This is a genomic window from Naumannella huperziae (assembly GCF_054073625.1).
This window is the reverse complement of record NZ_JBSXPH010000001.1, coordinates 2,933,952-2,956,868: the sequence shown is the minus strand read 5'-3', so window position 1 is coordinate 2,956,868 and position 22,917 is coordinate 2,933,952. Positions and strand designations below refer to the sequence as shown.

Here is a 22,917-nt window from a genome sequence, read left to right as displayed (position 1 = left end):
GTCGGGCATGTCCCACATCGTGCTGGCCGGCGGCGGCACGGCCGGTCACACGTCGCCGCTGATCGCGACCGCCGAGCAGTTGCGCGAACACCCCGACGTGGCGGTGACGGCGCTCGGCACGACGCGCGGGCTGGAGGTCCGAGTGGTGCCCGATGCCGGGATCGACCTGGAGCTGATCGACGCCGGCCCGCTGCCACGCTCGGTGGGCGCCGACCTGTTCCGGCTGCCGCTGGACCTGCTCGGCTGGGTGCGCGGGGCGAAGCAGACGCTGCGCCGGCTCGGCGCCGACGCGGTGGTCGGTTTCGGCGGCTATGTCTCGACGCCGGTCTACCTGGCCGCCCGGCAGCTTCGGCTGCCGATCCTGGTGCACGAGCAGAACGCGGTGCCGGGCATCGCCAACAAGATCGGGGCCCGCTTCGCCGAGGCCACCCTCACCACCTTCCCCGACACCCCGCTGCCGGGCGCCGAGACGATCGGGCTCCCGCTGCGGCGCGAGATTGCGGACCTGGACCGGGCGGCCGCGCGGCCGGCGGCCCGCGCCCACTTCGGGCTGCGCGACGATCTGCCGGTGCTGCTGGTCAGCGGCGGATCGCAGGGCGCGGCGAGCATCAACACCGCGGTGCTCGGTGCCCGCGACGCGCTGCTCGCCGCCGGCGTCCAGGTGCTGCACGTGCTCGGGCCCGACAAGCTCACCGAGGAGCATCTCCAGGTGACCGATCCCGACACCGGCGCGGGCTATCACCCGGTCGGCTATGTCGACCGGATGCAGGATGCCTATGCCGCCGCGGATCTGATGATCGGTCGATCCGGCGCCGGGACCGTCGTCGAGACGGGTGTGGTCGGGCTGCCGACCGTCCTGGTGCCGTTCCCGCACGGAAACGGCGAGCAGGTACGCAATGCCGAGGAACTGGTTCGCGCGGGCGGTGCCCGCCTGGTCGCCGACTCCGCCTTCACCAGCACCTGGATCCAGGCGGAGGTGATCGACATGGTCACCGATCCGGCGGTGCTCGATCACATGTCTGCTGCCGCGCGATCGGGTACGCCGGGAGACGCGGCGCGGGTGCTCGCCCAGCGCGCTCTCGCGGCGGCTCGCCGATGACGCTGATCGAGCCCATCGACCTGGCGGCGCTGCCCGCTCCTGCCGACCTCGGACCGGTGCACTTCATTGCCGTCGGCGGCTCCGGGATGTCGGGCATCGCGCAGGCCTTCGCCGATCTCGGCGTGCCCGTCAGCGGCAGCGACCGGACGGACTCGGCCACGCTGCGCGGGCTGCGCGGCATCCGTACCCACGTCGGCCACGTCGCCGCCCAACTCGGCGACGCCCGCACCGTCGTGGTCTCGACCGCGATCCGCGACGACAACCCCGAGCTGGTCGAGGCCCGTCGGCGCGGCCTGCGGGTGCTGCACCGGTCCGCGGCGTTGGGCGCGCTGATGCGGGGGCGGCCATCGATCGCGGTCGGCGGCACGCACGGCAAGACGACCACGTCGGCGATGATCGTCGCCGGGCTGCTCGGCGCCGGCGTCCGGCCGGGCTATGTCACCGGCGCGCCGCTCGCGGCGACCGGGGTGAGCGCCGATCTCGGCGATCCCGGCGCGCCGTTCGTCGCCGAGGCCGATGAGAGCGACGCGTCCTTCCTGCAACTGCCCCGCGACATCGCCGTCGTGACCAATGTCGAGGCCGACCATCTGGACAACTGGGGCGATCCCGCGGCCTATGTGGCGGGCTTCGATGCCTTCGCGGCGCCTGCCCGGGTGCTGATCGCCAGCGCCGACGACCCCGGCGCGGCCGCCCTCGCTGGTCGGGCCCGAGCCGCCGGGGGGCCGCGGGTGATCGGCTACGGCGACGCGCCGGGGGCCGAGTTCGCGACCGTCGGTCTGGAGCTGGCCGTCCCCGGCCCGCACAACCGGGCGAACGCCACCGCCGCCGCCGCCGTGCTCGGCGAGCTGGGGCTGGGCGATCGGTTGGCCGGCCTGGAGACCTTCAGCGGCACTGCCCGGCGTTTCCAGTCGGCGGGCGAGGCCGGCGGGATCCGCGTGGTCGACGACTACGCCCATCACCCGACCGAGGTTGCGGCGACGCTCGCCGCCGCCCGCGAGACCGGGCCCCGGAAGGTGATCGCGGTCTTCCAGCCGCATCTGTACAGCCGGACCCGCGACCAGGCCGCCGGGTTCGCCGAGGCGCTGGCCGGTGCCGATCACGTGTTGCTGCTGGACATCTACCCGGCCCGCGAGGAACCGATCCCCGGCGTCACCTCGGCGCTGATCGGCGAGCGGCTGCCCGGTTCGGAACTGGTCTCGCGTGCGGCCGTCGCGGCCCGGATCCGCGAGCTGGCCGGCCCCGGCGACCTGGTGCTCACCCTCGGCGCCGGGGACGTCACCGAACTGGCCGCGCCGATCGTCGCGGAGCTGCGTCGGTGAGCACCGCGACCCGTTTCGACTCCTATCGCGACGAGCGCCGCCGCCGGCGCGCCCGCGGCCGGGCCCGGCGGGTCGTGATCATCGCCGCGGTCCTGCTGGTGGTCGGCGTACTCGGCTATGTCGTCGGCTTCTCACCGGCGCTGGTGGTACGCCAGGTCACGGTCGAGGGGACCAGTGTGCTCACCCCCGCTCAGGTGGGGGAGGCGGCCGCCATCCCGCAGGGCACCCCGCTGGTCCGGGTGTCGGAGTCCGTGATCGGCGAGCGGGTCGCCGCGCTGCCTGCCGTGCGCCGGGCGACCGTCAGCCGCGAGCTGCCGGGCACCGTGCGGATCGTCGTCACCGAACGCACCCCGGTGCTCGTCACGGCGACCGAAGAAGGGCCGCGGCTGGTCGACGCCGACGGCGCGGCCTTCCCGCCCGGGAACAAGGTGCCGGACGATCTGCCCGTGGCGGCCGTCCAGGGCGGTGATCCGCGGTTGCTGGCGTCGGTCGCTCGCGTCGCGGGCGCGCTCACCCCGGAGTTGCGAGACCGCGGGCGCGAGTTGCGGGCGAGCAGCCGCGACGACATCACCCTGGTGGTGGACGGCCGCCCCGATGTGTTCTTCGGATCCTCCGACGACGCCGAGCTGAAGGCACAGGTGGCCACCGCGTTGCTGTCGCAGAAGGGGCGCACGATCGATGTCAGCGCTCCGGGCAATCCGGTCGTGCGATGACGCGGAGCCCTGGGCCGCTCCGGGCGCTGCGGGTGGTCGCCGGGGTAGCGGTGGCCGTCTGCATCGGCATGGGGATGGCGCTGCAGACGCGGGGCAACGGTGAACTCGGACGCGTCTGGGCCGACCCGTTCGCCGCCGCGCTGTGGTCCTTCGGCACCGGCCTGGTGATCGTCGTCGCCGCCTGCCTGGCCCTGCGGCGGGGCAGGCGCGGACTGGTCAGGATTCCCGCGGCGGTCCGCTCGGGCGAGCTGCCGGTCTGGGCGCTGGGCGGGGGAGTCGTCGGCGCCAGCTTCGTGTTGGCCCAGGCGGCCGTCAGCCCGCTGCTCGGCGTCGCGCTGTTCACCGTCGGCACCGTGGCCGGGCAGAGCATCGGCGGGATCCTCATCGATCGCTGGGGCATCGGGCCCGGCGGCCCGCGGCCGGTGACGCCGACCCGGGTGCTGGGCGGCGCGGCGATGGTCGTCGCCGTGATCTGGGGGGCGTCCGCAGGGATGTCGGCCGCCGCCCCGTGGCTGGCGATGGCCGTACCGATCGCGATCGGCATCGCGATGGGCTGGCAACAGGCCGCCAACGGGCGGGTACGCCGGGCCGCCGATTCGGCGCTGGTGGCGACGGTCGGCAATTTCGGCGTCGGCACGCTGCTGCTCGGCCTGGCCTTCGCCGTGCACGCCGCGACGGCCGGGCTGCCGCGGCCGGGTGTCGCGCCCGGCTGGGCGTACCTCGGCGGGGCGATCGGCGTGGTCTACATCGCCGCCTCCTCCGTGCTGGTGCACCAGCTCGGGGTGTTGCTGCTGTCGCTCGGCGCGGTCGCCGGCCAGGTGCTCGGCTCGCTGCTGGTGGACGTCTTGCTGCCCGCGGGTGATCATGTGGTCACCTTCGCCACCATCGGCAGCGCGGTGCTCACCGTGCTCGCGGTGGCGATCACGGCCATCCCGAGCCTGTGGCCACGGGGTCGACGACCCTCGGTCTGAGGGTCAACTAGAGGTTGAGGCCGATCCCCGACTCTCGCGGTTGCGGTGTTGGACACGTCTGTCGGCGCTCTCTAGCCTGTCAGGCAACCTGTCCGGCGTGTCGGCTCCTAAGGAAATCCCGTGGCAAATCCCTCGCACAACTACCTGGCCGTGATCAAGGTCGTCGGTGTCGGTGGTGGCGGCGTGAATGCGGTGAACCGGATGATCGAGTCCGGCCTGCGGGGCGTGGAGTTCATCGCGATCAACACCGACGCGCAGGCGCTGCTGATGAGCGATGCCGACGTCAAGCTCGATGTCGGCCGCGACCTGACCCGAGGCCTGGGCGCCGGCGCGGACCCGGACAAGGGCCGCCAGGCCGCCGAGGACCATGCCGACGAGATCGAGGAAGTGCTGAAGGGCGCCGACATGGTCTTCGTCACCGCCGGTGAGGGCGGCGGGACCGGCACCGGCGGCGCGCCGGTGGTGGCCCGCGTCGCGCGGGCGCTCGGCGCGCTGACCATCGGCGTGGTGACCCGGCCGTTCGGCTTCGAGGGCCGGCGGCGTCAGGTGCAGGCCGAGGAGGGCATCGCGAAGCTCCGCGAGGAGGTCGACACCCTGATCGTCATCCCGAACGACAAGCTGTTGGAGATGACCGACCACCAGGTCGCGATCCTGGATGCCTTCAAGCAGGCCGACCAGGTGTTGATGCAGGGCGTCTCCGGGATCACCGACCTGATCACCACCCCCGGCCTGATCAACCTGGACTTCGCCGACGTGAAGTCCGTGATGTCGAATGCGGGCTCCGCGCTGATGGGCATCGGTTCTGCCCGCGGCGAGGACCGCGCCCGCGCGGCCGCCGAGATGGCGGTCTCCTCGCCGCTGCTGGAGGCGAGCATCGACGGCGCCCACGGCGTGTTGCTGTCCATCGCGGGCGGTTCCGACATGGGCCTGTTCGAGGTTTCCTCGGCCGCCAACCTGATCCAGGCCTCCGCCCACGACGAGGCCAACATCATCTTCGGCACCGTGATCGACGACGCACTCGGCGACGAGGTGCGCGTCACGGTGATCGCGGCCGGCTTCGAGGGCGGCGCGCCGCCGCGGCGCCAGCCCGGAGTCGAACAGCGCAGCCGCCGCCCCGAGCAGGGGACGACCGGCGGCCCGGCGGGCGGAGAGTCCGCGGCCGAGGGTGCCGGTCGGCCCGGTGTCGGACCCTCGGGGGCTGGCCCATCCGGTGCGGGCCCATCGAGTGCGGGCCCGTCGAGTGCGGGCGAATCGCGCCCGGGCCAGCCGAGTGGTGGCGTGCCGGCCGGCGGAACCTCCCCGTCCGGGGACCGCCCCGACCGGCAGCCGACCCGCCCGGGCAGCACTCCGCCCGGACCGTTGAGCGGCCGCCCCCCGGCCGGCGACGACGACCTGGACGTGCCCGACTTCCTGAAGTGACCGGGCTTCCTGAAGTGACCGGGCTTCCTGAAGTGACCGGGCTTCCTGAAGTGACCGGGCGCCCCGAGTGACCCGCGGCCCGAGATGACGCGATCCGTTCGAGCGGCCCGGACGCGCTGACATGTTCCGGTTGCATCGCCCCGCCGGGCCCGGCGGCCCGGGCTACGCCTTCACCGACCGGGTGGGCGGCAGCGGTCCCGTGGGACTCACCCTCGGCGGCGCGGCGACCCACGGTGTGGAGACGGTACGCCGAGACGGCCGCGCCGTTCTCGCCGCGATCGGGGTCGAGCGGCTCTACACCCCCTGGCAGGTGCATGGCACCGGCGTGCTGACCATCGACGACGCGGCGCTGTCCGGCTGGTCGGCCGATGCCTGGCTCGGCAGCGCTGTGCCCGGCCAGCCGGCGTCGCCACAGGCCGACGCGCTGGTCACCGACCGGCCCGGCGTGGCACTGCTGATCCGGACCGCGGACTGCCTGCCCGTGATCTTCGTCGACCAGACCGCCCGCGCGGTCGGTGTCGCCCATGCGGGCCGGGTCGGCCTCGCCGCCGGCGTACTGACCCGGACGGTGGAGGCGCTCGCCGCGCTGGGCGCCACCGCGCCGACCGCCGTCATCGGCCCCGCGATCTGCGGTTCGTGCTACGAGGTGCCGGGGGAGATGCGCGATGCCGTCGCCGCCGGCCTGCCGGGAGCCGCCGCCACGACCAGTTGGGGCACCCCCGCGCTGGACCTGCCCGGCGCGGCGCGCCAGCAACTGCTCGGCCTGGGCTGCCGGGTCGAGCAGGTGGCGGCCTGCACCCGCGAGGACCCGCTCCTGCACTCCTATCGACGCGACGGGGCGCGGATGGGCAGTCTCGGCGCACTGGTCTGGTTGGCCCCGCGTGTCGGCGGCGCAATCCCCGCCACGGCGGCTCCCGGGCGGTAACCTCGGCCCCGATATCCGCTGAGCAGGTGAAGGGATGGACGATGGCCGATCGCATCAAGCGTGCCGCTGCCTGGCTGGGCCTCGTGGCGGACGATCGCTATGACGACGAGTACTACGACGACGAGCTCACCGAGGGCGTCGACGTTGCCGATGAGCGCGCCGCGGCGCGGGGCGATCGGCGAGAGACGGTCCGCGAGGACGCCGACGTGCGGCGCCCGGCCGCCGGTGCGGATGCGCCGGCCGGCACGGTGACCGCGCTGGATGCGCGGCGCGAGCCCGAGCCCCGGACGGCCGACCTGTCGCGGATCATCACGGTCCACCCGCGCACCTACAACGAGGCCCGCACCATCGGCGAGCACTTCCGCGACGGCGTACCGGTCATCATGAATCTGTCGGAGATGGAAGACGCCGACGCCAAGCGCCTGGTCGACTTCGCGGCCGGACTGATCTTCGGGCTGCGCGGCGACATCGAGCGCGTGACGAGCAAGGTGTTCTTGTTGTCCCCGCGCAACATCAACGTCACCGCGGAGGACAAGGAACGCATCGCCGGCGGGTTCTTCAACCAGTCCTGACCGACCCCCGGATTATTGGCCCGATCGGGCAGACTTGGCCCATGACCACGCTCGGCCCCCTCTTCCTGCTCGGCACCGTGATCAATGTCGTGCTGTGGGTGTTCACCGCTCTGCTGCTCGCCCGGATGGTGCTGTCGTGGATGCCGATCGTGGTGCAGGGCTGGAACCCGCGCGGTGCCGTGTTGGTGTTCGCGGAGGCCGTCTACACTGTCACCGATCCGCCGTTGCGGCTGTTCCGCAAGTTCCTCCCGCCGGTCCGGGTCGGCCAGGTTTCTTTCGATCTCGCTTTCCTCGGCCTGTGGTTTGCGGTAATCCTGCTCCGTGTGCTCAACGAGCAATTGCTCATGCGCTGACCATCGGTGCTACGCTCCCAACAGTGCACATGCGCACCAAGCGTTCCAGAACGTTCCCCGTGAGGTGACTGATGACCCTGACCCTGGACCAGATCCGCGACACGAAGTTCCACGTGGCAAAGCGCGGCGGTTACGAGGTGACCGAGGTCGACCGGTTCGTTGACCAGGTCGAGGAGTCCTTCGGACAGTTGACCGAGGAGAACGGCTCGCTGAAGAAGCAGGTCGACTCGCTCAAGTCCGCGCAGACCAACTCGGCCCGTGTTTCCCAGCAGCAGCCGCAGCAGCAGCCGCAGAACGATCAGGCCACGGCGAAGCTGACCGAGGAGAACGCAGCGCTCAAGAAGCAGGTCGAGCAGCTCCGTGCGCAGGCCCAGCGCGCCACCCAGGAGCGCGAGCAGGAGCAGACGCGGGTCGCCCCGGCGCAGCCGGCCGCGACCGCGACCGCGTCGTCGGGCACCGAGAAGCTCGTCGTGTCGACCACGCCCGAGGCCAGCGCCGCGGTCGTGCGACTCGTCCAACTGCACACCGAGCAGGCGGAGCGGCTGGTGGGCGAAGCCGAGTCGGAGGCCCGCCGCAAGGTCGACGAGGCCAACCAGAAGGCGCATCAGATCACCACCGATGCCCGCACCCGCGCGGACCGGATCGAGTCCGAGGCCCGGGTGAGCGCCGAGAAGGTGACCGACGAGGCCAAGCGCGGCGCCGATGACCTCGGCCGCCAGGTCGAGGCGCGCCGCACCGAGCTGTTCGCCGACCTCGAGGACGAGCGTGACCGGCTGCAGTCGGCGGTCGCCCAGCTCCGCACCTTCGAGGACAAGTACCGGCGCAGCTTCTCCTCGCAGTTGCGCTCGACCCTGGACAGCGTGGAGAAGGCCGTCATCGAGCCGTCCGATGCTCCGGCACTGGCCGGCGGGGGGTCGGGCAACCAGGCCGCTTCCGGGTCGAGTGGAGGCCCGCAGGCCGTCGGCGCCACCAGCACGCCGCGGCTGGATGCGCTGCTCGGCGACAACAACCGCTGACCGCGTCAGCACACCCGCAACAACGCGACGGGACCCCGCTTCGGTGGGGTCCCGTCGCGATTGTCCGGGTCGGGTACGCTTCGGCGGACCGAGCAGCCTCGGCCGGCCCCGGGGGCCCGCCCCGACCGAAGCCGCGATCGTGAAGAGGAGCGACTGATGCCCGCCAAGAAGCGCAGCACAGCCACCGCCGCCAAGGGGCGTCCCGCCGCGGCGGCCGCGAGTGCCACCGAGGTCCGGGCACCGGTCGACGATGTCGCCCTGGCGATGCCCATCCGCGACGGCGAGGAGGCGTGGACGCGCGCGGAGGTCGACGAGTTGCGCGCCGACCTGGAGGCCGACATCGACCGGCACCGGCACACCATCGAGGTCGCCGAGGGCGACCTGGCGGGCCTGATCCGCGACGGCGCCGACAATGCCGGGCGCGACCCCGCCGACATCGGCCTGGCGAACTTCGAGCGGGACCAGGAGATGACGCTCGCGCACAGCGCACGCGAGGCCCTGGAACAGGCGCGGGAGGCGCTGCGGGCCATCGAGCAGGGCCGCTACGGCTACTGCGCGGAGTGCGGCAACCCGATCGGCAAGGGCCGTCTGCAGGTCCACCCGCGCGCCGTCATGTGCGTCGAGTGCAAGCAGCGTGCCGAGCGCCGTTGATCAGCATCGGGCGGCCGCCGAGGTCCGCCCGGCCCGCTGGCCCGCGTTGGCGATAGCGCTGGGTCTCGCCGCGGCGCTGCTGTCGGCCGACCAGCTCGCCAAGGAGTGGGCACTGCGGTCGCTGACCCCGGGGCGATCGGTGCCCTTCGTCGGCGAGTTGTTGCAGTTCCGGTTGCTCTTCAACTCCGGTGCCGCATTCAGCCTCGGGACCGGCTACACCTGGATCTTCTCGATGCTTGCCATCGCCGCCGTGATCGGCATCGCCGCCTACGCCCTGCCACGGCTGCGACACCCGGCCTGGGCCGTGGCGATCGGACTGCTGCTCGCCGGCATCGGGGGCAATCTTGTCGACCGGATCGCCCGGCCCCCGGCGCCGCTGCGCGGTGAGGTGGTCGACCTGCTCCAGCTTCCGAACTGGCCGATCTTCAACCTGGCCGACGTCTGGATCTGCTCGGCCGCGGTGTTGATCATCGCGATGTCGATCTTCCTGCGCCGCGGGCTCGACGGGCGGTTGATCACCGACGACGCGACCGGCACCCGCGCCGAGAAGGCCGCGACCGGATGAGCGGGCGGCTGCTCCTGGTGCCCGACGGGCTGGCCGGCGACCGGGTGGACGCGGCCGCCGCGCGGATGCTGGGCCTGTCCCGAAGCCGGATCGCCGGACTGATCGAGACCGGGGCGGTACGCCTGGACGGCGAGCCCGTGACGAAGCCCTCCACCCCGGTGCGGCCCGGCGCCATGCTCGAGGTCGAGCTCACCGAGCGGCCCTCGGGCGTACCGGTGGTTCCGCAGACGGTCGAGGGCATCCGGATCGTGCACGACGATGCCGACCTCGTGGTGGTCGACAAACCCGTCGGGGTGGCCGCCCATCCCTCGCTGGGATGGGAGGGCCCGTCGGTGGTGGAACATCTGGCGGCCGCCGGCTTCGGCATTGCCACCTCCGGCGCCGCCGAGCGGCAGGGCATCGTGCAGCGCCTCGATGTGGGCACCTCCGGTCTGATGGTGGTGGCGAAGAGCGAACACGCCTACTCGGTGCTCAAGCAGGCCTTCCGCGACCGCACGGTCGACAAGGTCTACCAGGGGCTGGCCCAGGGGCACCTGGATCCGCCGCTCGGCACGATCGATGCGCCGATCGGCCGGCATCCCAGCGGGGAGTGGAAGATGACGGTCGCTGCCGGCGGGCGGCCGTCGGTGACCCACTACGACACTCTCGAGGTGTTTCGCGGGGCGACGCTGCTCGAACTGCACCTGGAGACCGGCCGAACCCACCAGATCCGGGTCCACCTGTCGGCGATCCGGCACCCGCTCGCCGGGGACGCGACCTACGGCGCCGACCCGGTGCTGGCGCGACGGCTGGGGCTGGAGCGACAGTGGTTGCACGCCGTGCGGCTCGGCTTCGTCCACCCGGGCACGGGGGAGCGGGTCGAGTTCTCCTCCGAACCGCCGGCCGACCTCGTCCACGCCCTGGGCGTGCTGCGCGAGGAGTGAGGGACCCGGCGCGGACATGGGTCTGCACGGTCCCGGTACTTCGCTAGGGTCGACGCGTGCGTAGAGCAAAAATCGTCTGCACCCTCGGCCCCGCGTCCTCCTCTCCCGAGCGTCTTCGCGAGTTGATCGCCGCCGGGATGGATGTCGCGCGGTTCAACATGTCCCACGGCGACTACCCCGACCACGAGCGGGCGCTGGTTGCGGTCCGCGAGGCGGCGGCCGAGGCCGGTCGCCCGATCGGCACCTTCGCCGACCTGCAGGGCCCGAAGATCCGGCTGGGCCGCTTCGGCGGCGACGGCCGGGCGACCCTGGCCTACGGCCAGCAGTTCACCATCACCACCGACCCGATCCTCGGCGACGGCGAGCGCGCGTCGACGACCTATGCCGGGCTGCCGGGCGATGTCGCGCCCGGCGATCTGGTGCTGATCGACGACGGCCGGGTGATGCTGGAATGCGTCGACGTGGCCGGCAATGACGTGATCACCCGGGTCAAGGTCGGCGGCCCGATCAGCAACAACAAGGGCATCAACCTGCCCGGGGTGGCGGTGAACGTCCCCGCGATGAGCGACAAGGACCTGGCCGATCTGCGCTGGGCGTTGCGGCAGGGCTTCGACATGATCGCGCTGTCCTTCGTGCGTACCGCCGCCGACTGCGCCGCGGTACGCCAGGTGATGGCCGAGGAGGGGCGTACCGTCCCGGTGATCGCCAAGATCGAGAAGCCGCAGGCCGTGCAGAACATCGACGAGGTGATCGACGCCTTCGATGCGATCATGGTCGCGCGCGGCGACCTCGGGGTCGAGCTCCCGCTCGAAGAGGTCCCGATGGTGCAGAAGATGATCATCGAGAAGGCCCGACGGATGGCCAAGCCGGTGATCGTGGCAACCCAGATGCTGGAATCCATGATCGGCAATCCGCGGCCCACCAGGGCGGAGGCCTCCGATGTCGCCAATGCGGTGCTGGACGGCGCGGACGCGGTGATGCTGTCGGGTGAGACCAGCGTCGGGCAGTTCCCGGTGGTCGCGGTCGAGACGATGGCCCGGATCGTCGCCGGCACCGAGGAACAGGGCTTCGACGAGATCGCGGACATCGACTGGGATCCGCACACCACCGGGGGGGTGATCGCCAAGGTCGCCGTCGAGGTGGCCGATCGCGTCGGCGCCAAGTACGTGATCGCGTTCTCCAAGTCCGGCGACACCGCTCGCCGGGTCGCGCGGCTGCGGGCCAAGATGCCCTACTTCGTGTTCACGCCGCTGGACCAGACCCGGCAGGAGCTGACCCTGGTCTGGGGCGCGCGGAGCTTCCTGACCGAGGAGGTCTACAACTTCGACGACCTGGTGGCCCAGGTCGACGAGACGATGGTCGGGAAGGGGCTGTGCGAACCGGGCGACAAGGTCATCGTGGTGGCGGGTACGCCGGTCGGCGTACCGGGCAATACCAACGCCCTGCGCGTGCACAAGATCCGGGATCCGAAGACGATCGGCTCCGCCTCCTGATCCGGGGGCGGACCCGTCGACGACGGTGCCGGGAAGGGGAGTCGAACCCCTATGGCCTTGCGGCCAGACGGGTTTGAGCCGTCCGCGTATACCATTCCGCCACCCCGGCCGGGCGCGACCGCCGGCCGCGCCGCGAACAGTGTAGCGGTCGCGGCGCGGGCGCGCCGTTTGCCGCTGCGGGCACGGCCCGCCAGAATGCGGGGGTGAGCACCTCCGACGAGCGCACCGCTGCCCCCCAGGCCACGACGGACGACGCAACCGAATCGGCGACCGAGACGGGCGCGCCGGCGCCGCGCCGGGTGCTGGTCGCCGAGGACGAGGCGCTGATCCGGCTCGACCTGACCGAGTTGCTCGCCGATCAGGGATATCAGGTGGTCGGCGAGGCGGCCGACGGCGAGGAGGCGGTCCGGCTCGCCCGCGAGCTTCGTCCCGATCTGGTCGTGATGGACATCAAGATGCCCCGACGCGACGGGCTGAGCGCCGCCAAGGAGATCGCCGAGGAGCGGATCGCCCCGGTCGTGATGCTGACCGCCTTCAGCCAGCGCGAGCTGATCGAGTCCGCGCGCGAGGCCGGGGCGATGGCCTATGTGGTGAAGCCGTTCGACGCCTCCGATGTGGTGCCCGCGATCGAGATCGCCGTTGCCCGGTACGCCGAGATCCGCGCCGTCGAGGCCGAGGTCGAGGACCTCGCCGACCGGCTGGCGGCGCGCAAGGCGGTTGACCAGGCGAAGGCGTTGCTGCAGAAGGGGTTCAAGATGTCCGAGCCCGAGGCGTTCCGCTGGATTCAGAAGACGGCGATGGATCTTCGCAAGCCGATGCGCGAGGTTGCCGAGGGCGTCATCGAGCAGGCCAAGCGCAACGAGGGCAAGGGCCTGCCCAAGCGCTGAGGCGCTCTCGCCAGCAAACCGATGGTTTGCTCCTTACGGGTGTAACGAACTCACAACGCCACCTCGCACGCACCTCCCAGGCCGCTCGCGTGGGCTTACTGTTCAGCAAAGCTCGTCCGGCAGCACAGCCGGACTGAACAATCGCCCGACGCGGCGATTCACTCCTGGGAGGACTTGTGCAACACAAGAGGTTTGTGGCTGCGGGCGCAGTCGTGCTGGCCGCCTCGCTGGCCTTCACTGCCTGCGGGACCCGTGACGCGGGCCCCGGTGGCAACACGGGGGGCGGCGATACCAAGACCGTGAAGATCGGCGTGATCGCGCCCCTGTCGGGCGACCTGTCCCCGCTCGGCCTGGGCATCCGCAACTCCGTCGAACTCGCCGCACGGCAGGCGAACGAGTCCGGAGCGATCCCGGGATGGACGATCGAGGTGGCGGCCGAGGACGACGAGGCCAAGCCCGATGTCGGCCGCAACGCCGCCACGAAGCTGGCCGGCGATCCCGAGGTGATCGGCGTCGTCGGGCCGCTGAACTCCTCGGTCGGCCAGGCACTGCAGCCGGTGATGGACGGCGCCGGGGTGGCGCTGATCTCTCCCGCCAACACCAACCCGACCATGACCCGCGGCGCAAAGCCGGAAGAGAGCCCCGAGCGGCCCTACAAGACCTACTTCCGCACCTGCACCACCGACTCCGTCCAGGGCCCGTTCGCGGCGAAGTACCTGCTGGACAACGGAATCGACACCGTTGCGACCATCCACGACAAGAAGGCCTACGGCCAGGGCCTGGTCGACGCGTTCAGCAAGTACTACACCGAGAACGGCGGCAAGATCGTCGCGGCCGAGACGATCAACCCCGAGGACAAGGACTTCTCGGCGGTGATCAACCAGGCCAAGGGCGCCAACCCGAAGGCGGTCTACTACGGCGGCGAGTTCCCGCAGGCCGGCCCGCTCAGCAAGCAGATGGCCGCGGCCGGTCTGAACGTCCCCCTGATGGGTGGCGACGGCATCTACGACCCGAACTTCATCGAGCTGGGCGGCCGTGACGGCGACCTGTCGACCTCGGTCGGTGCGCCGGTCGACACGCTGGACTCGGCGAAGGCCTTCGTCGATGCCTACAACGCCGGCGGCTTCTCCGAGCCCTACGGCGCCTACGGTGCGTACGCCTACGACGCGGCCAACGTGCTGATCGAGGCGATGAAGACGTCGCTGGCCAGCGCCGAGGACGTGGAGTCCGCCCGCGAGGCAACCGTGAATGCCATCGGCGGCGTGCAACTGCAGGGCGCGACCGGCCCGGTCGCGTTCGACGAGTACGGCGACAACAAGACTCGTGTGCTGACCGTGTACAAGGTCGAGGGCGGCGAGTGGGCGCCTGACTTCAGCAGCGAGTTCAACGAGTAATCACACCTCGGCCGCCCGCGCGGTCAAACCGGGCGGGCGCCGGCGATCCCGGCGCCCGCCCGTCCCCTGCCCGGATCAGGGCCCACTGCTTCTCGACCTCAGGAGGACGTGCGTGGAGATCGCACAGAGCCTGGTCAACGGACTGTCGCTGGGCGCGCTGTACGCGCTCATCGCCGTCGGCTACACCGTCGTCTACGGCATCATCCAGTTGATCAACTTCGCCCACGGCGAGATCTTCATGATCGGCGCCTTCGCCTCGCTCGGTACCTGGATCATCCTGGGCAGCCAGACGCCAGGACCGCTGTGGCAACTGCCGCTGATGCTGCTCGGCGGCATCATCGCGGCCGTCCTGGTCGCCCTGCTCACCGAACGGGTGGCGTACCGACCGCTGCGCAATGCGCCCCGGCTGGCCCCGCTGATCACCGCGATCGGTGTCTCGGTCATCCTGCAGGAGGCGGTCCGCCTGTTCGTCGCCAAGGCCGCCGTGCCCTACCCGCCCGTCCAGGGCGTCTCCGGTGAGGCGATCGACCTCGCCGGCCTGATCATCCAACGGTCGAATGTGTTCACCATCGGCGCGCTGCTGGTCTGCTCCGGGCTGTTGTGGATGTTCATCAACCAGACATCGATGGGGCGGGCCATGCAGGCCACGTCCCAGGACCCGGACACGGCCCGCCTGATGGGTATCAACGTCGACCGGGTGATCATGGTCGCCTTCGCTGTCGGCGCCGCACTGGCCGCGGTGGCCGGCGTGGCACACGGCCTGCGCTACGGCAACATCGACTTCAAGATGGGATTCATGGCCGGTCTGAAGGCCTTCACCGCAGCCGTTCTGGGCGGCATCGGCAACATCTGGGGTGCCGTCGTCGGCGGCCTGTTGCTCGGTCTGGTCGAGGTCTTGGCCACCGACTGGATCCCCGGACAGTTCGGCGGATCGGCCTGGAAGGACATCTGGGCATTCGCACTGCTGATCCTGGTGTTGGTCTTCCGGCCCCAGGGTCTGCTCGGAGCGAGGGTGGTGGATCGGGCATGAACGCGGTGATTCTCTTCCTGACCAGCTTCCCGCCGCTGGAGACCCGGCGCCGGTTCGCCGGGGTCGGCTGGCTGCTCACCCTGATCGGCGGCGTGCTGATGCTCGGCGCGCCATACCTGCCATGGGCATATTCCTCCGACGCCCTCGACGACATGACCTATCTCGGCGGGCCGTCCGGCCTGCAGTTCTTCTTCCTCGGGATCGCGGTTCTGGTCGTGGCGTCGGCGATCGCGGGTCGGCTGACCGGCCAGATGGGTACGCCGAACCCGCCCGCCCGCGCTCCGCTGAATCTGGTCGGGGCCGCCTCCGGCGCCGCCCTCGGCGGCCTGATCTACATCGCGCTGGCCCTGATCATGATCGCCGCCGACGGCGGCGGACTGGTCTATGTCGAGTGGGGTGGCTGGATCGCGCTGGCCGGCGCGCTCGTCGCCTATCTGGGCACCCGGCTGCTGCCTCCCGGCCCGGTGCCGACGCTCGGCCGGTCGCGTACCCCGGGCTGGCTGGGCATTCTGGCGGTCATCTTCCTGGTGGGAGTCGCGCTGCTGGTCGCGGCGTACCTGTTGGACGAGAACGATGCGGGCTCCTTCGTGGTCAGCGCGGCGCTCGTCCTGGCCGTGTTGCTGGTGATCATGCGTTCGGGCCTCGGCTCCTGGCTCGGGGCGGTCGGGCGTACCCACCGTCACGTGCTGGTCTTCGCGGCCTTCGTCGCGGCCTTCGCCTTCCCGTTCACCCAGGACGGCTCCGACGCCAACATGTCGATCGCGACCCAGGTGTTGATCTTCGCCGCCACCGCGCTCGGGCTGAACATCGTGGTCGGCCAGGCCGGCCTGCTCGACCTCGGCTACATCGCCTTCCTCGGCGCGGGCGCGTTCACCGCGGCCGTGTTGTCGAACTCGGCGTTCTCCACGATCGGCTGGCACCCGCCCTTCCCGGTCGTGGTGCTGATCTCCGCGGTCGTCGCCGGCACATTGGGGTTGGTCGTGGGTACGCCGACACTGCGCGTCGCGGGGGACTACCTGGCCATCGTCACGCTCGCCTTCGGCGAGATCTTCCGGCTGGTGATGATCAACCTCGACGGCAGCGATGGCCCGAACATCACCCGCGGCTCCAACGGCATCCCGGGGATCCCGGACCTGAACCTGTTCGGATTCGACTTCGGGCAGAGCCACGAGATCCTCGGGGTGACCATCACCCGCTTCGGCAACTACTTCTTCTTGCTGTTGCTGGTGCTGGCGCTGATCATCCTGGTCTTCTCCCGGCTCTCCGACAGCCGGATCGGTCGCGGCTGGGTCGCCATCCGAGAGGACGAGAAGGCCGCCGAGGCGATGGGTGTGAACACCTTCGGCCTGAAGCTGCTGGCCTTCGCCGGCGGTGCTGCCCTGGCCGGCGTGGCCGGTGCGGTCAAGGCCCACGTCGATGTCTCGGTCACCCCCGATCAGTACATCTTCTTGGAGTCGGCCTTCCTGCTGGCCGCGGTGGTACTGGGCGGCATGGGCACCATCGTCGGGGTTCTGGTCGGTGCCACCTTGTTGAAGCTGATGCCGGAGAAGCTGCGATTCGTCTCGGAATACCGGCTGTTGATCTTCGGGCTGCTGCTCGTGATCATGATGCGGTTCCGCCCCGAGGGCCTGATCCCGAGCAGCCGTCGCCAGCTCGAGTTCCACGAGAGCGACGAGGAACTCGCCGAACACCTCGACGCCGAGCTGACCGGTGGGCCGCCGGACAGCGGCGAGCCCGCCGGAGCACCGGCTCGGCGTTCGGCCGGAGAGGAGACCCGATGAGCACCGCAGTGGACCCCGGGACGAGCGGGGGAGTGGCCGGGGCCGAGGCGCCCCTGTTGTCGGCGGAGAATGTCACGATGCGCTTCGGCGGCCTGACCGCCGTCAGCGATGTCGCCATGGAGGTCTTCCCGCGCGAGATCGTCGGCCTGATCGGGCCGAACGGCGCGGGCAAGACCACCTTCTTCAACTGCCTGACCGGCCTGTACAAACCGACCTCCGGGCGGGTGGTGCTGGACGGCAGGCAACTGACCTCCTCGCCGCGCAAGGTGGTCGAGGCCGGCATGGCGCGTACCTTCCAGAACATCCGGCTGTTCCAGAACATGACGGCGCTGGAGAACGTGATGGTCGGCCGGTACTGCCGGACCCGGACCGGCGCGATCAGTGCCATCACCCGCGCGTTCGGATTCAAGGCCGAGGAGGCCGCGACCCGGGCGAAGTCGCAGGAGCTGCTGGAGTTCGTCGGGCTCGGCGACTCCGCGGAGCACCTGGCGCGGAACCTGCCCTACGGCGACCAGCGCAGGCTGGAGATCGCCCGGGCCCTGGCGACCGAGCCGAAGGTCTTGTTGCTCGACGAGCCCACCGCTGGGATGAATCCGCAGGAGACCCGGCAGGCGGAGGAGTTGATCTTCAAGATCCGCGACACCGGCCTGGCCGTGGTGGTGATCGAGCACGACATGCGATTCATCTTCAATCTCTGTGACCGGGTGCTCTGCCTCGTCCGGGGCAAGGTGCTGGTGGAGGGTACGCCGGAGGAGGTGCAGTCCGATCCGCGCGTGATCGAGGCCTATATCGGCACCAGCGCCGAGGCCGAGGCCGATCTGGCCGGCGACGACCCGACTCCACAGCGGGTCTCCGACCCGACTCCACAGCGGGTCTCCGACCCGACTCCACAGCGGGCCTCCGACCGACCGACCGAGGGGAGCGAACGCGATGGCGATGCTTGAGGTGCACGGCCTGGAGGTCGCCTACGGCCGGGTCAAGGCCGTCAAGGGCATCGACTTCTCCGTCGAGGAGGGGCAGGTGGTGACGCTGCTCGGCACCAACGGGGCGGGCAAGACGACCACCCTGCGTACCCTGTCCGGGCTGTTGCAGCCCTCGGCCGGCGAGATCTGGTTCGACGGCAAGCGGATCGACGGGATGGCCGCCCACAAGGTGGTCCAGGGCGGCCTGGCGCAGTCGCCGGAGGGACGACGGATCTTCCCCCGACTGAGCGTCGAGGACAACCTGATGCTCGGCGCGTTCGCCCGCCGCGACCGTGCCGGGGTGCAGGCGGACCTGGCCCGCGTGTTCGATCTGTTCGAGGTGCTGAAGGAACGACGCAAGCAGTCGGCCGGCACGTTCTCCGGCGGTGAGCAGCAGATGCTGGCGATGGGTCGCGCGCTGATGAGCCGGCCGCGGCTGCTGATGCTGGACGAGCCGTCGATGGGCCTGTCGCCGCTGATGATGCAGCGGATCATGTCGACCATCGCCGAGCTGCAGTCCGAGGGGGTGACGATCCTGCTGGTCGAGCAGAACGCCCAGGCGGCGCTGTCGCTCGCCGACAAGGGCTATGTGCTCGAGGTCGGCTCGATCGCCTTCTCCGACACCGGCCAGAATCTGCTCTCCGACGACCGGGTCCGCAAGGCCTATCTCGGCGAGGACTGACCGCGCCCGACCGCATTGTCGGTGCCGATCGCTAGAGTCGATCCGTGGTGAAAGCGACGACTCCCAGCGCGGGCAATGGCGACGGTGCGGCGCAGCGGCCGAAGCTGCTGCTGATCGACGGGCACTCGATCGCCTACCGGGCGTTCTTCGCCCTGCCGGTGGAGAATTTCGCCACCCGCACGGGCCAGCACACCAACGGGGTGTTCGGCTTCACCTCGATGTTGATCAATGTGCTGCGCGACGAGCAGCCGACCCACCTCGCGGTCGCCTTCGACGTGTCGCGGCAGACGTTCCGCTCGGAGCTGTACGCCGACTACAAGGCCAACCGGAGCAGCTCGCCGGACGAGTTCAAGGGCCAGGTCCAGTTGATCAAGGAGGTGCTGGACGCGCTCAACGTCAGTCATGTGGAGCTGGAGGGCTTCGAGGCCGACGACATCATCGCGACGCTGGCCACCACGGCGTCGGCGGCCGGAGCCGAGGTGCTGATCGCCACCGGCGACCGCGACGCGATGCAACTGGTGACCGACTCGGTGACGGTGCTCTATCCGCGCAAGGGGGTGTCCGATCTCGCCCGGATGACCCCGCAGGCCGTCGAGGAGCGCTACCTGGTCGCCCCGGAGCGCTATCCCGATCTGGCCGCGCTGGTCGGGGAGAGCAGCGACAACCTGCCCGGCGTGCCCAAGGTCGGGCCGAAGACCGCGGCCAAATGGCTGGGCGAGTGGGGAGACCTGGAGACGCTGCTGGCGCATGCCGACCAGATCAAGGGGGTCGCCGGGCAGAACCTGCGCGATCACCTGGAGTCCGTCCGGCTGAACCGCCGGGTCAACGCCGTGGTCCGCGACCTCGAGCTCGCCGTCGCGCTGCCCGATCTGGAGCGTCGGGCGTGGGACCGGGAGGCGACGCACACGCTGTTCGACGCCCTCGAGTTCCGGGTGCTGCGCGACCGGCTGCTGGAGAGCCTGCCGGACGAGGAGGCCGCGCCCGAGGGCGGCTTCGAGCTGACCGGGATGCGCCTGGGCGAGGGCGAGGTGGCGGGCTGGCTCGACGAGCACGCCGCCGCCGAGCGCACCGGCGTCGAGGTGCTCGGCACCTGGGGATCGGGCACGGGGCAGGTGCACATCGTGGCGCTGGCCTCGGCCGACGGCTCCGGCGCCTGGGTGGATGCGACCGAGCTCGGGCCCGCCGACGAGCGCGCGCTGGCCGACTGGCTCGCCGATCCCGACCGACCGAAGGCGCTGCACGGCGCCAAGGGTCCACTGCTCGCGGCCTGGGCGCGGGGGTGGGATCTGCGCGGCATCGTGTCCGACACCGAGCTTGCGGCGTACCTGTTGAAGCCCGACCAGCGCACCTTCGACCTGGCCGATCTGGTGTTGCGCCACCTCAAGCGCGAGCTGGCGGTGGACACGCCCGAGATCGGCGTCGACACCGATCAGGCGACCCTGTTCGCCGACACCGAGACCTCGACCTCCGAGGCGGCGGCCCAGGCGGCGATGGTCCGGGCGCGGGCCGTGATCGATCTGTCCGTCGCCCTCGACGAACAACTTGCCGCGCGCGGCAACTCGCACCTGCTGACCGATGTCGAGCTGCCGCTGGAGCGGACGCTGGCGACGATGGAGAAGGCGGGCATCGCCGTCGACACTGACTATCTGGCGGGCCTGGAGTCGGAATTCGACGCCGCCGTGCGCGATGCCGCGCAGCGGGCCTACGACGTGCTCGGCAAGGAGGTGAATCTCGGCTCGCCGAAGCAGTTGCAGGTGGTGCTGTTCGACGAGCTCGGGATGCCGAAGACCAAGCGCACCCGCACCGGATGGACCACCGACGCCGATGCGCTGCAGCAGCTCTTCGCGAAGACCGAGCACCCGTTCCTGGCCCACCTGCTGGCCCACCGCGACGCGATCCGGCTGCGGCAGACCGTCGAGGGCCTGCTGAAGGCGGTCACCGACGACGGCCGGATCCACACCACCTATCTGCAGACGATCGCCGCGACCGGCCGGCTGTCCAGCACCGAGCCGAACCTGCAGAACATCCCGATCCGGACCGACGAGGGCCGCCGGATCCGCCGGGCCTTCGTAGTCGGCGACGGATTCGACTCGCTGCTGACGGCCGACTACTCCCAGATCGAGATGCGGATCATGGCGCACGCCTCCGAGGATGCCGACCTGATCGAGGCATTCCGGTCGGGCGAGGACTTCCACACCATCACCGCCGCCAAGGTGTTCGACCTCGCCCCCGACGCGATCGGCACGACCGAGCGCGCCCGGATCAAGGCGATGAACTACGGCCTGGCCTACGGCCTGAGCGCGTTCGGCCTGAGTCAGCAGCTCAAGATCGACACCTCCGAGGCGAAGGCGCTGATGGAGGAGTACTTCGAGCGATTCGGCGGGGTACGCGACTACCTGCGATCGCTGGTCGACGGGGCGCGACGCACGGAGTACACGGAGACGCTGCTCGGGCGGCGCCGGTACCTGCCCGATCTGATGAGCTCCAACCGCCAGCGCCGCGAGATGGCCGAGCGGATGGCGCTGAATGCGCCGATCCAGGGGTCGGCCGCCGACATCATCAAGATCGCCATGCTCGACGTCGAGCAGGCGATCGCGGAGGCGGGGCTGCGCAGCCGGATGCTGCTCCAGGTGCACGACGAGTTGGTCTTCGAGGTGGCCCCGGGCGAGCGGGATTCGCTCGAGACGCTCGTGCGCGACAAGATGGGACACGCCGTCGAGCTGACAGTGCCGCTGGATGTTTCCGTCGGAGCCGGTAGGTCGTGGTTCGACGCCGCGCACTGAGGAGAGCACGATGTCAGCCGAGCACCCCGGACCGGATCCGGCGCCGCGCCACCGCGACCTGAGTCGCGTGCTGCCGTCATGCTTCGGGGTGGCCGGGCTGGTGGTCGGGGTGGTGCTGCTGTGGGGTCAGCACCTGCCGTTGATGGCGCGCGGTGCGTCGATCGGTCTGATCGCGTCGGTGGTCTGCGGCGTCGCGGCCGCCGTGGCGTACCCGGTCGAGCGGGCGCGGGCCAACCGTCGTCCGGAGCTGGCCTGGCGTCGGCACCAGCCCACCACGCGCTGGCACCTCGATGTGGTGGTGCTGACGCTGGCGCACGCGCTGATCGCGTGGCTGCTGTGCCTGGGCGTCTTCGGGCTGTTCCAGCAGGGCTTCTACGATCTCACCCTCGATCCGGTGGCGGGCGCGTTGTTGATCATGGTCGCGGCCTTCGTGGCGGCCGTGCTGGCCCAGTACTCGGCCACCATCACCAGCACCGTGCACCTGGCCAGCGTGCTGATCACGATGCTGGCGACGGGCTGCATCGGCGCCATGTTGATCGCCCGCGACTCCACGTGGTGGCAGCGCGACTTCTCCCAGCTCGGCGGGATGGGCAGCTTCGGGGCGCTGACGCTGAATGTCACGCTCGTGCTCTCCGGCATCGCCGTCGTGGTGCTGGTGGACTATCTGGACCACGATCTACGCCGGCATGCCGCCCAAGTGCGGCCGGGCGGCCGGCGCCTGCTGCGCTGGCTGCTCGGCGGGGCGGGCGTGCTGATGGTCCTGATCGGCGCGATCCCGGTCAGCACCTCCCGCCCGGTGCATGTCGCCTTCGCCATGGCGATGGCGCTGACCCTGGTCCTGTTGATGGCGCTGACCCCGATCAAGGTGCTCGGCCTCGACCGCGGATTCGTCTGGGCCTCCGGCGGTGCGGTCGGCATCGTGGTCGCCGCGATCTTCCTCAGCCGGGTCGTCGGCTACTTCACCTGGACCGCCGTGGAGGTCGTGTCGGCAACCGTGATCTTCTCCTGGGTGACCGTCTTCGTCCGGCGGGTTGCCGCCCTCGATGGACACCCGGCTCCCGCTGTGGAGGGCGGTGGCACCTCGGACGCCGCGGTGGGAGACGCCGCCGTCGAGGCCCGCGAGCGTGGCGGCGCGGCCGTCGGCGGGCGTGACGGTGCGGCGGCCGGTGGCGGCACCTCGGCCGGCGAGCGTGGCGGTGCGGCGGCTGGCGGGCGTGACGGCGCTGCGGCCAGCAGGCGTGACGGCGCCCCGGCCAGCAGGCGTGACGGCGCCCCTGCCGGCAAATCTGCGCAAGGGGCGGCGGCGCAGGGGGCGGCGGCGCAGCCCGACCCGTCGCACCGCAACGCCGCCCGCCACTGACGCTCCGCAACGCCGCCTG

21 protein-coding genes and 1 tRNA gene are annotated in these 22,917 nt (G+C 70.9%); 21 read left to right on the top strand and 1 reads right to left on the bottom strand.

The genetic code is table 11. From position 1 onward, the window contains the following. Positions 1-7 precede the first annotated feature (7 nt). The 13 genes from murG (at position 8) to pyk (ending at position 12,019) form a co-directional block, all read left to right on the top strand. Positions 8-1,099, top strand: coding sequence for an undecaprenyldiphospho-muramoylpentapeptide beta-N-acetylglucosaminyltransferase (gene murG / locus ACXDC7_RS14095; protein WP_459222843.1), 1,092 nt, complete (start codon positions 8-10; stop codon positions 1,097-1,099). After that, positions 1,096-2,418 (top strand): UDP-N-acetylmuramate--L-alanine ligase, encoded by a 1,323-nt coding sequence (gene murC, locus ACXDC7_RS14090; RefSeq protein ID WP_459222491.1) that lies wholly within the window; start codon positions 1,096-1,098, stop codon positions 2,416-2,418. The genes murG and murC overlap by 4 nt, the downstream gene beginning before the upstream one ends. Then, a complete protein-coding gene (locus tag ACXDC7_RS14085) occupies positions 2,415-3,131 on the top strand; it encodes a cell division protein FtsQ/DivIB (protein ID WP_459222490.1) in 717 nt (238 codons plus the stop codon). The genes murC and ACXDC7_RS14085 overlap by 4 nt, the downstream gene beginning before the upstream one ends. Further along, positions 3,128-4,102, top strand: coding sequence for a DMT family transporter (locus tag ACXDC7_RS14080; protein ID WP_459222489.1), 975 nt, complete (start codon positions 3,128-3,130; stop codon positions 4,100-4,102). Before ACXDC7_RS14085 ends, ACXDC7_RS14080 begins: the two co-directional genes overlap by 4 nt. A gap of 120 nt (positions 4,103-4,222) precedes the next feature. Beyond that, positions 4,223-5,521, top strand: coding sequence for a cell division protein FtsZ (gene ftsZ / locus ACXDC7_RS14075; RefSeq protein WP_459222488.1), 1,299 nt, complete (start codon positions 4,223-4,225; stop codon positions 5,519-5,521). Positions 5,522-5,642: 121 nt separating this feature from the next. Next, entirely contained in the window at positions 5,643-6,446 is an 804-nt protein-coding gene (locus tag ACXDC7_RS14070) for a polyphenol oxidase family protein (RefSeq protein WP_459222487.1), read from the top strand. 41 nt (positions 6,447-6,487) lie between these two features. After that, positions 6,488-7,018, top strand: coding sequence for a cell division protein SepF (locus tag ACXDC7_RS14065; protein ID WP_459222486.1), 531 nt, complete (start codon positions 6,488-6,490; stop codon positions 7,016-7,018). A gap of 41 nt (positions 7,019-7,059) precedes the next feature. Then, the gene (locus tag ACXDC7_RS14060) at positions 7,060-7,371 is read left to right on the top strand and encodes a YggT family protein (protein WP_179445845.1); all 312 of its coding nucleotides are present in this window, start codon (positions 7,060-7,062) and stop codon (positions 7,369-7,371) included. A gap of 71 nt (positions 7,372-7,442) precedes the next feature. Then, positions 7,443-8,387 carry a DivIVA domain-containing protein gene (locus tag ACXDC7_RS14055; RefSeq protein ID WP_179445846.1) on the top strand — a complete coding sequence of 315 codons (945 nt, stop codon included), beginning with the start codon at positions 7,443-7,445 and terminating at the stop codon, positions 8,385-8,387. A 156-nt stretch (positions 8,388-8,543) separates the two neighbouring features. Then, on the top strand, positions 8,544-9,038 hold the full coding sequence (locus tag ACXDC7_RS14050; protein ID WP_246292645.1) for a TraR/DksA family transcriptional regulator: 495 nt from the start codon (positions 8,544-8,546) through the stop codon (positions 9,036-9,038). Continuing rightward, on the top strand, positions 9,022-9,603 hold the full coding sequence (lspA, locus tag ACXDC7_RS14045) for a signal peptidase II (RefSeq protein WP_459222485.1): 582 nt from the start codon (positions 9,022-9,024) through the stop codon (positions 9,601-9,603). Before ACXDC7_RS14050 ends, lspA begins: the two co-directional genes overlap by 17 nt. Next, on the top strand, positions 9,600-10,526 hold the full coding sequence (locus ACXDC7_RS14040) for an RluA family pseudouridine synthase (protein WP_179445848.1): 927 nt from the start codon (positions 9,600-9,602) through the stop codon (positions 10,524-10,526). Before lspA ends, ACXDC7_RS14040 begins: the two co-directional genes overlap by 4 nt. A 56-nt stretch (positions 10,527-10,582) precedes the next feature. Next, positions 10,583-12,019 (top strand): pyruvate kinase, encoded by a 1,437-nt coding sequence (gene pyk / locus ACXDC7_RS14035; RefSeq protein WP_459222484.1) that lies wholly within the window; start codon positions 10,583-10,585, stop codon positions 12,017-12,019. Between the two features lie 26 nt (positions 12,020-12,045). Here pyk and ACXDC7_RS14030 read toward each other — a convergent pair. Beyond that, positions 12,046-12,128: transfer RNA gene (locus tag ACXDC7_RS14030), tRNA-Leu, on the bottom strand. A gap of 94 nt (positions 12,129-12,222) precedes the next feature. Here ACXDC7_RS14030 and ACXDC7_RS14025 point away from each other — a divergent pair. From ACXDC7_RS14025 to ACXDC7_RS13990, 8 genes are all read left to right on the top strand, one after another. Then, positions 12,223-12,906: a response regulator gene (locus ACXDC7_RS14025; protein ID WP_179445850.1), complete on the top strand. Its 684-nt coding sequence runs from the start codon at positions 12,223-12,225 to the stop codon at positions 12,904-12,906. Between the two features lie 194 nt (positions 12,907-13,100). Continuing rightward, entirely contained in the window at positions 13,101-14,300 is a 1,200-nt protein-coding gene (locus ACXDC7_RS14020) for a branched-chain amino acid ABC transporter substrate-binding protein (protein ID WP_343045964.1), read from the top strand. 112 nt (positions 14,301-14,412) lie between these two features. After that, on the top strand, positions 14,413-15,330 hold the full coding sequence (locus tag ACXDC7_RS14015) for an ABC transporter permease subunit (protein ID WP_179445851.1): 918 nt from the start codon (positions 14,413-14,415) through the stop codon (positions 15,328-15,330). Next, positions 15,327-17,111, top strand: coding sequence for a branched-chain amino acid ABC transporter permease (locus tag ACXDC7_RS14010; protein ID WP_179445852.1), 1,785 nt, complete (start codon positions 15,327-15,329; stop codon positions 17,109-17,111). The genes ACXDC7_RS14015 and ACXDC7_RS14010 overlap by 4 nt, the downstream gene beginning before the upstream one ends. After that, positions 17,108-18,055 (top strand): ABC transporter ATP-binding protein, encoded by a 948-nt coding sequence (locus ACXDC7_RS14005; RefSeq protein WP_459222483.1) that lies wholly within the window; start codon positions 17,108-17,110, stop codon positions 18,053-18,055. The genes ACXDC7_RS14010 and ACXDC7_RS14005 overlap by 4 nt, the downstream gene beginning before the upstream one ends. Further along, positions 18,042-18,755, top strand: a complete 714-nt coding sequence (locus ACXDC7_RS14000) for an ABC transporter ATP-binding protein (protein WP_179445853.1) — start codon at positions 18,042-18,044, stop codon at positions 18,753-18,755. The genes ACXDC7_RS14005 and ACXDC7_RS14000 overlap by 14 nt, the downstream gene beginning before the upstream one ends. A 44-nt stretch (positions 18,756-18,799) precedes the next feature. After that, on the top strand, positions 18,800-21,538 hold the full coding sequence (polA, locus tag ACXDC7_RS13995) for a DNA polymerase I (RefSeq protein WP_459222482.1): 2,739 nt from the start codon (positions 18,800-18,802) through the stop codon (positions 21,536-21,538). A gap of 10 nt (positions 21,539-21,548) precedes the next feature. Further along, positions 21,549-22,898, top strand: coding sequence for a hypothetical protein (locus tag ACXDC7_RS13990; protein WP_459222481.1), 1,350 nt, complete (start codon positions 21,549-21,551; stop codon positions 22,896-22,898). The last annotated feature ends 19 nt before the right edge of the window (positions 22,899-22,917 follow it).

Excerpts from the sequence above, each read along its gene's own strand:
- murG (WP_459222843.1), top strand. The coding sequence starts at position 8 with ATGTCCCACATCGTGCTGGCCGGCGGCGGCACGGCCGGTCACACGTCG.
- murC (WP_459222491.1), top strand. The coding sequence starts at position 1,096 with ATGACGCTGATCGAGCCCATCGACCTGGCGGCGCTGCCCGCTCCTGCC.
- ACXDC7_RS14080 (WP_459222489.1), top strand. The coding sequence starts at position 3,128 with ATGACGCGGAGCCCTGGGCCGCTCCGGGCGCTGCGGGTGGTCGCCGGG.
- ACXDC7_RS14070 (WP_459222487.1), top strand. The coding sequence starts at position 5,643 with ATGTTCCGGTTGCATCGCCCCGCCGGGCCCGGCGGCCCGGGCTACGCC.
- ACXDC7_RS14065 (WP_459222486.1), top strand. The coding sequence starts at position 6,488 with ATGGCCGATCGCATCAAGCGTGCCGCTGCCTGGCTGGGCCTCGTGGCG.
- ACXDC7_RS14060 (WP_179445845.1), top strand. The coding sequence starts at position 7,060 with ATGACCACGCTCGGCCCCCTCTTCCTGCTCGGCACCGTGATCAATGTC.
- ACXDC7_RS14055 (WP_179445846.1), top strand. The coding sequence starts at position 7,443 with ATGACCCTGACCCTGGACCAGATCCGCGACACGAAGTTCCACGTGGCA.
- ACXDC7_RS14050 (WP_246292645.1), top strand. The coding sequence starts at position 8,544 with ATGCCCGCCAAGAAGCGCAGCACAGCCACCGCCGCCAAGGGGCGTCCC.
- ACXDC7_RS14040 (WP_179445848.1), top strand. The coding sequence starts at position 9,600 with ATGAGCGGGCGGCTGCTCCTGGTGCCCGACGGGCTGGCCGGCGACCGG.
- ACXDC7_RS14010 (WP_179445852.1), top strand. The coding sequence starts at position 15,327 with ATGAACGCGGTGATTCTCTTCCTGACCAGCTTCCCGCCGCTGGAGACC.
- ACXDC7_RS14005 (WP_459222483.1), top strand. The coding sequence starts at position 17,108 with ATGAGCACCGCAGTGGACCCCGGGACGAGCGGGGGAGTGGCCGGGGCC.
- ACXDC7_RS14000 (WP_179445853.1), top strand. The coding sequence starts at position 18,042 with ATGGCGATGCTTGAGGTGCACGGCCTGGAGGTCGCCTACGGCCGGGTC.
- ACXDC7_RS13990 (WP_459222481.1), top strand. The coding sequence starts at position 21,549 with ATGTCAGCCGAGCACCCCGGACCGGATCCGGCGCCGCGCCACCGCGAC.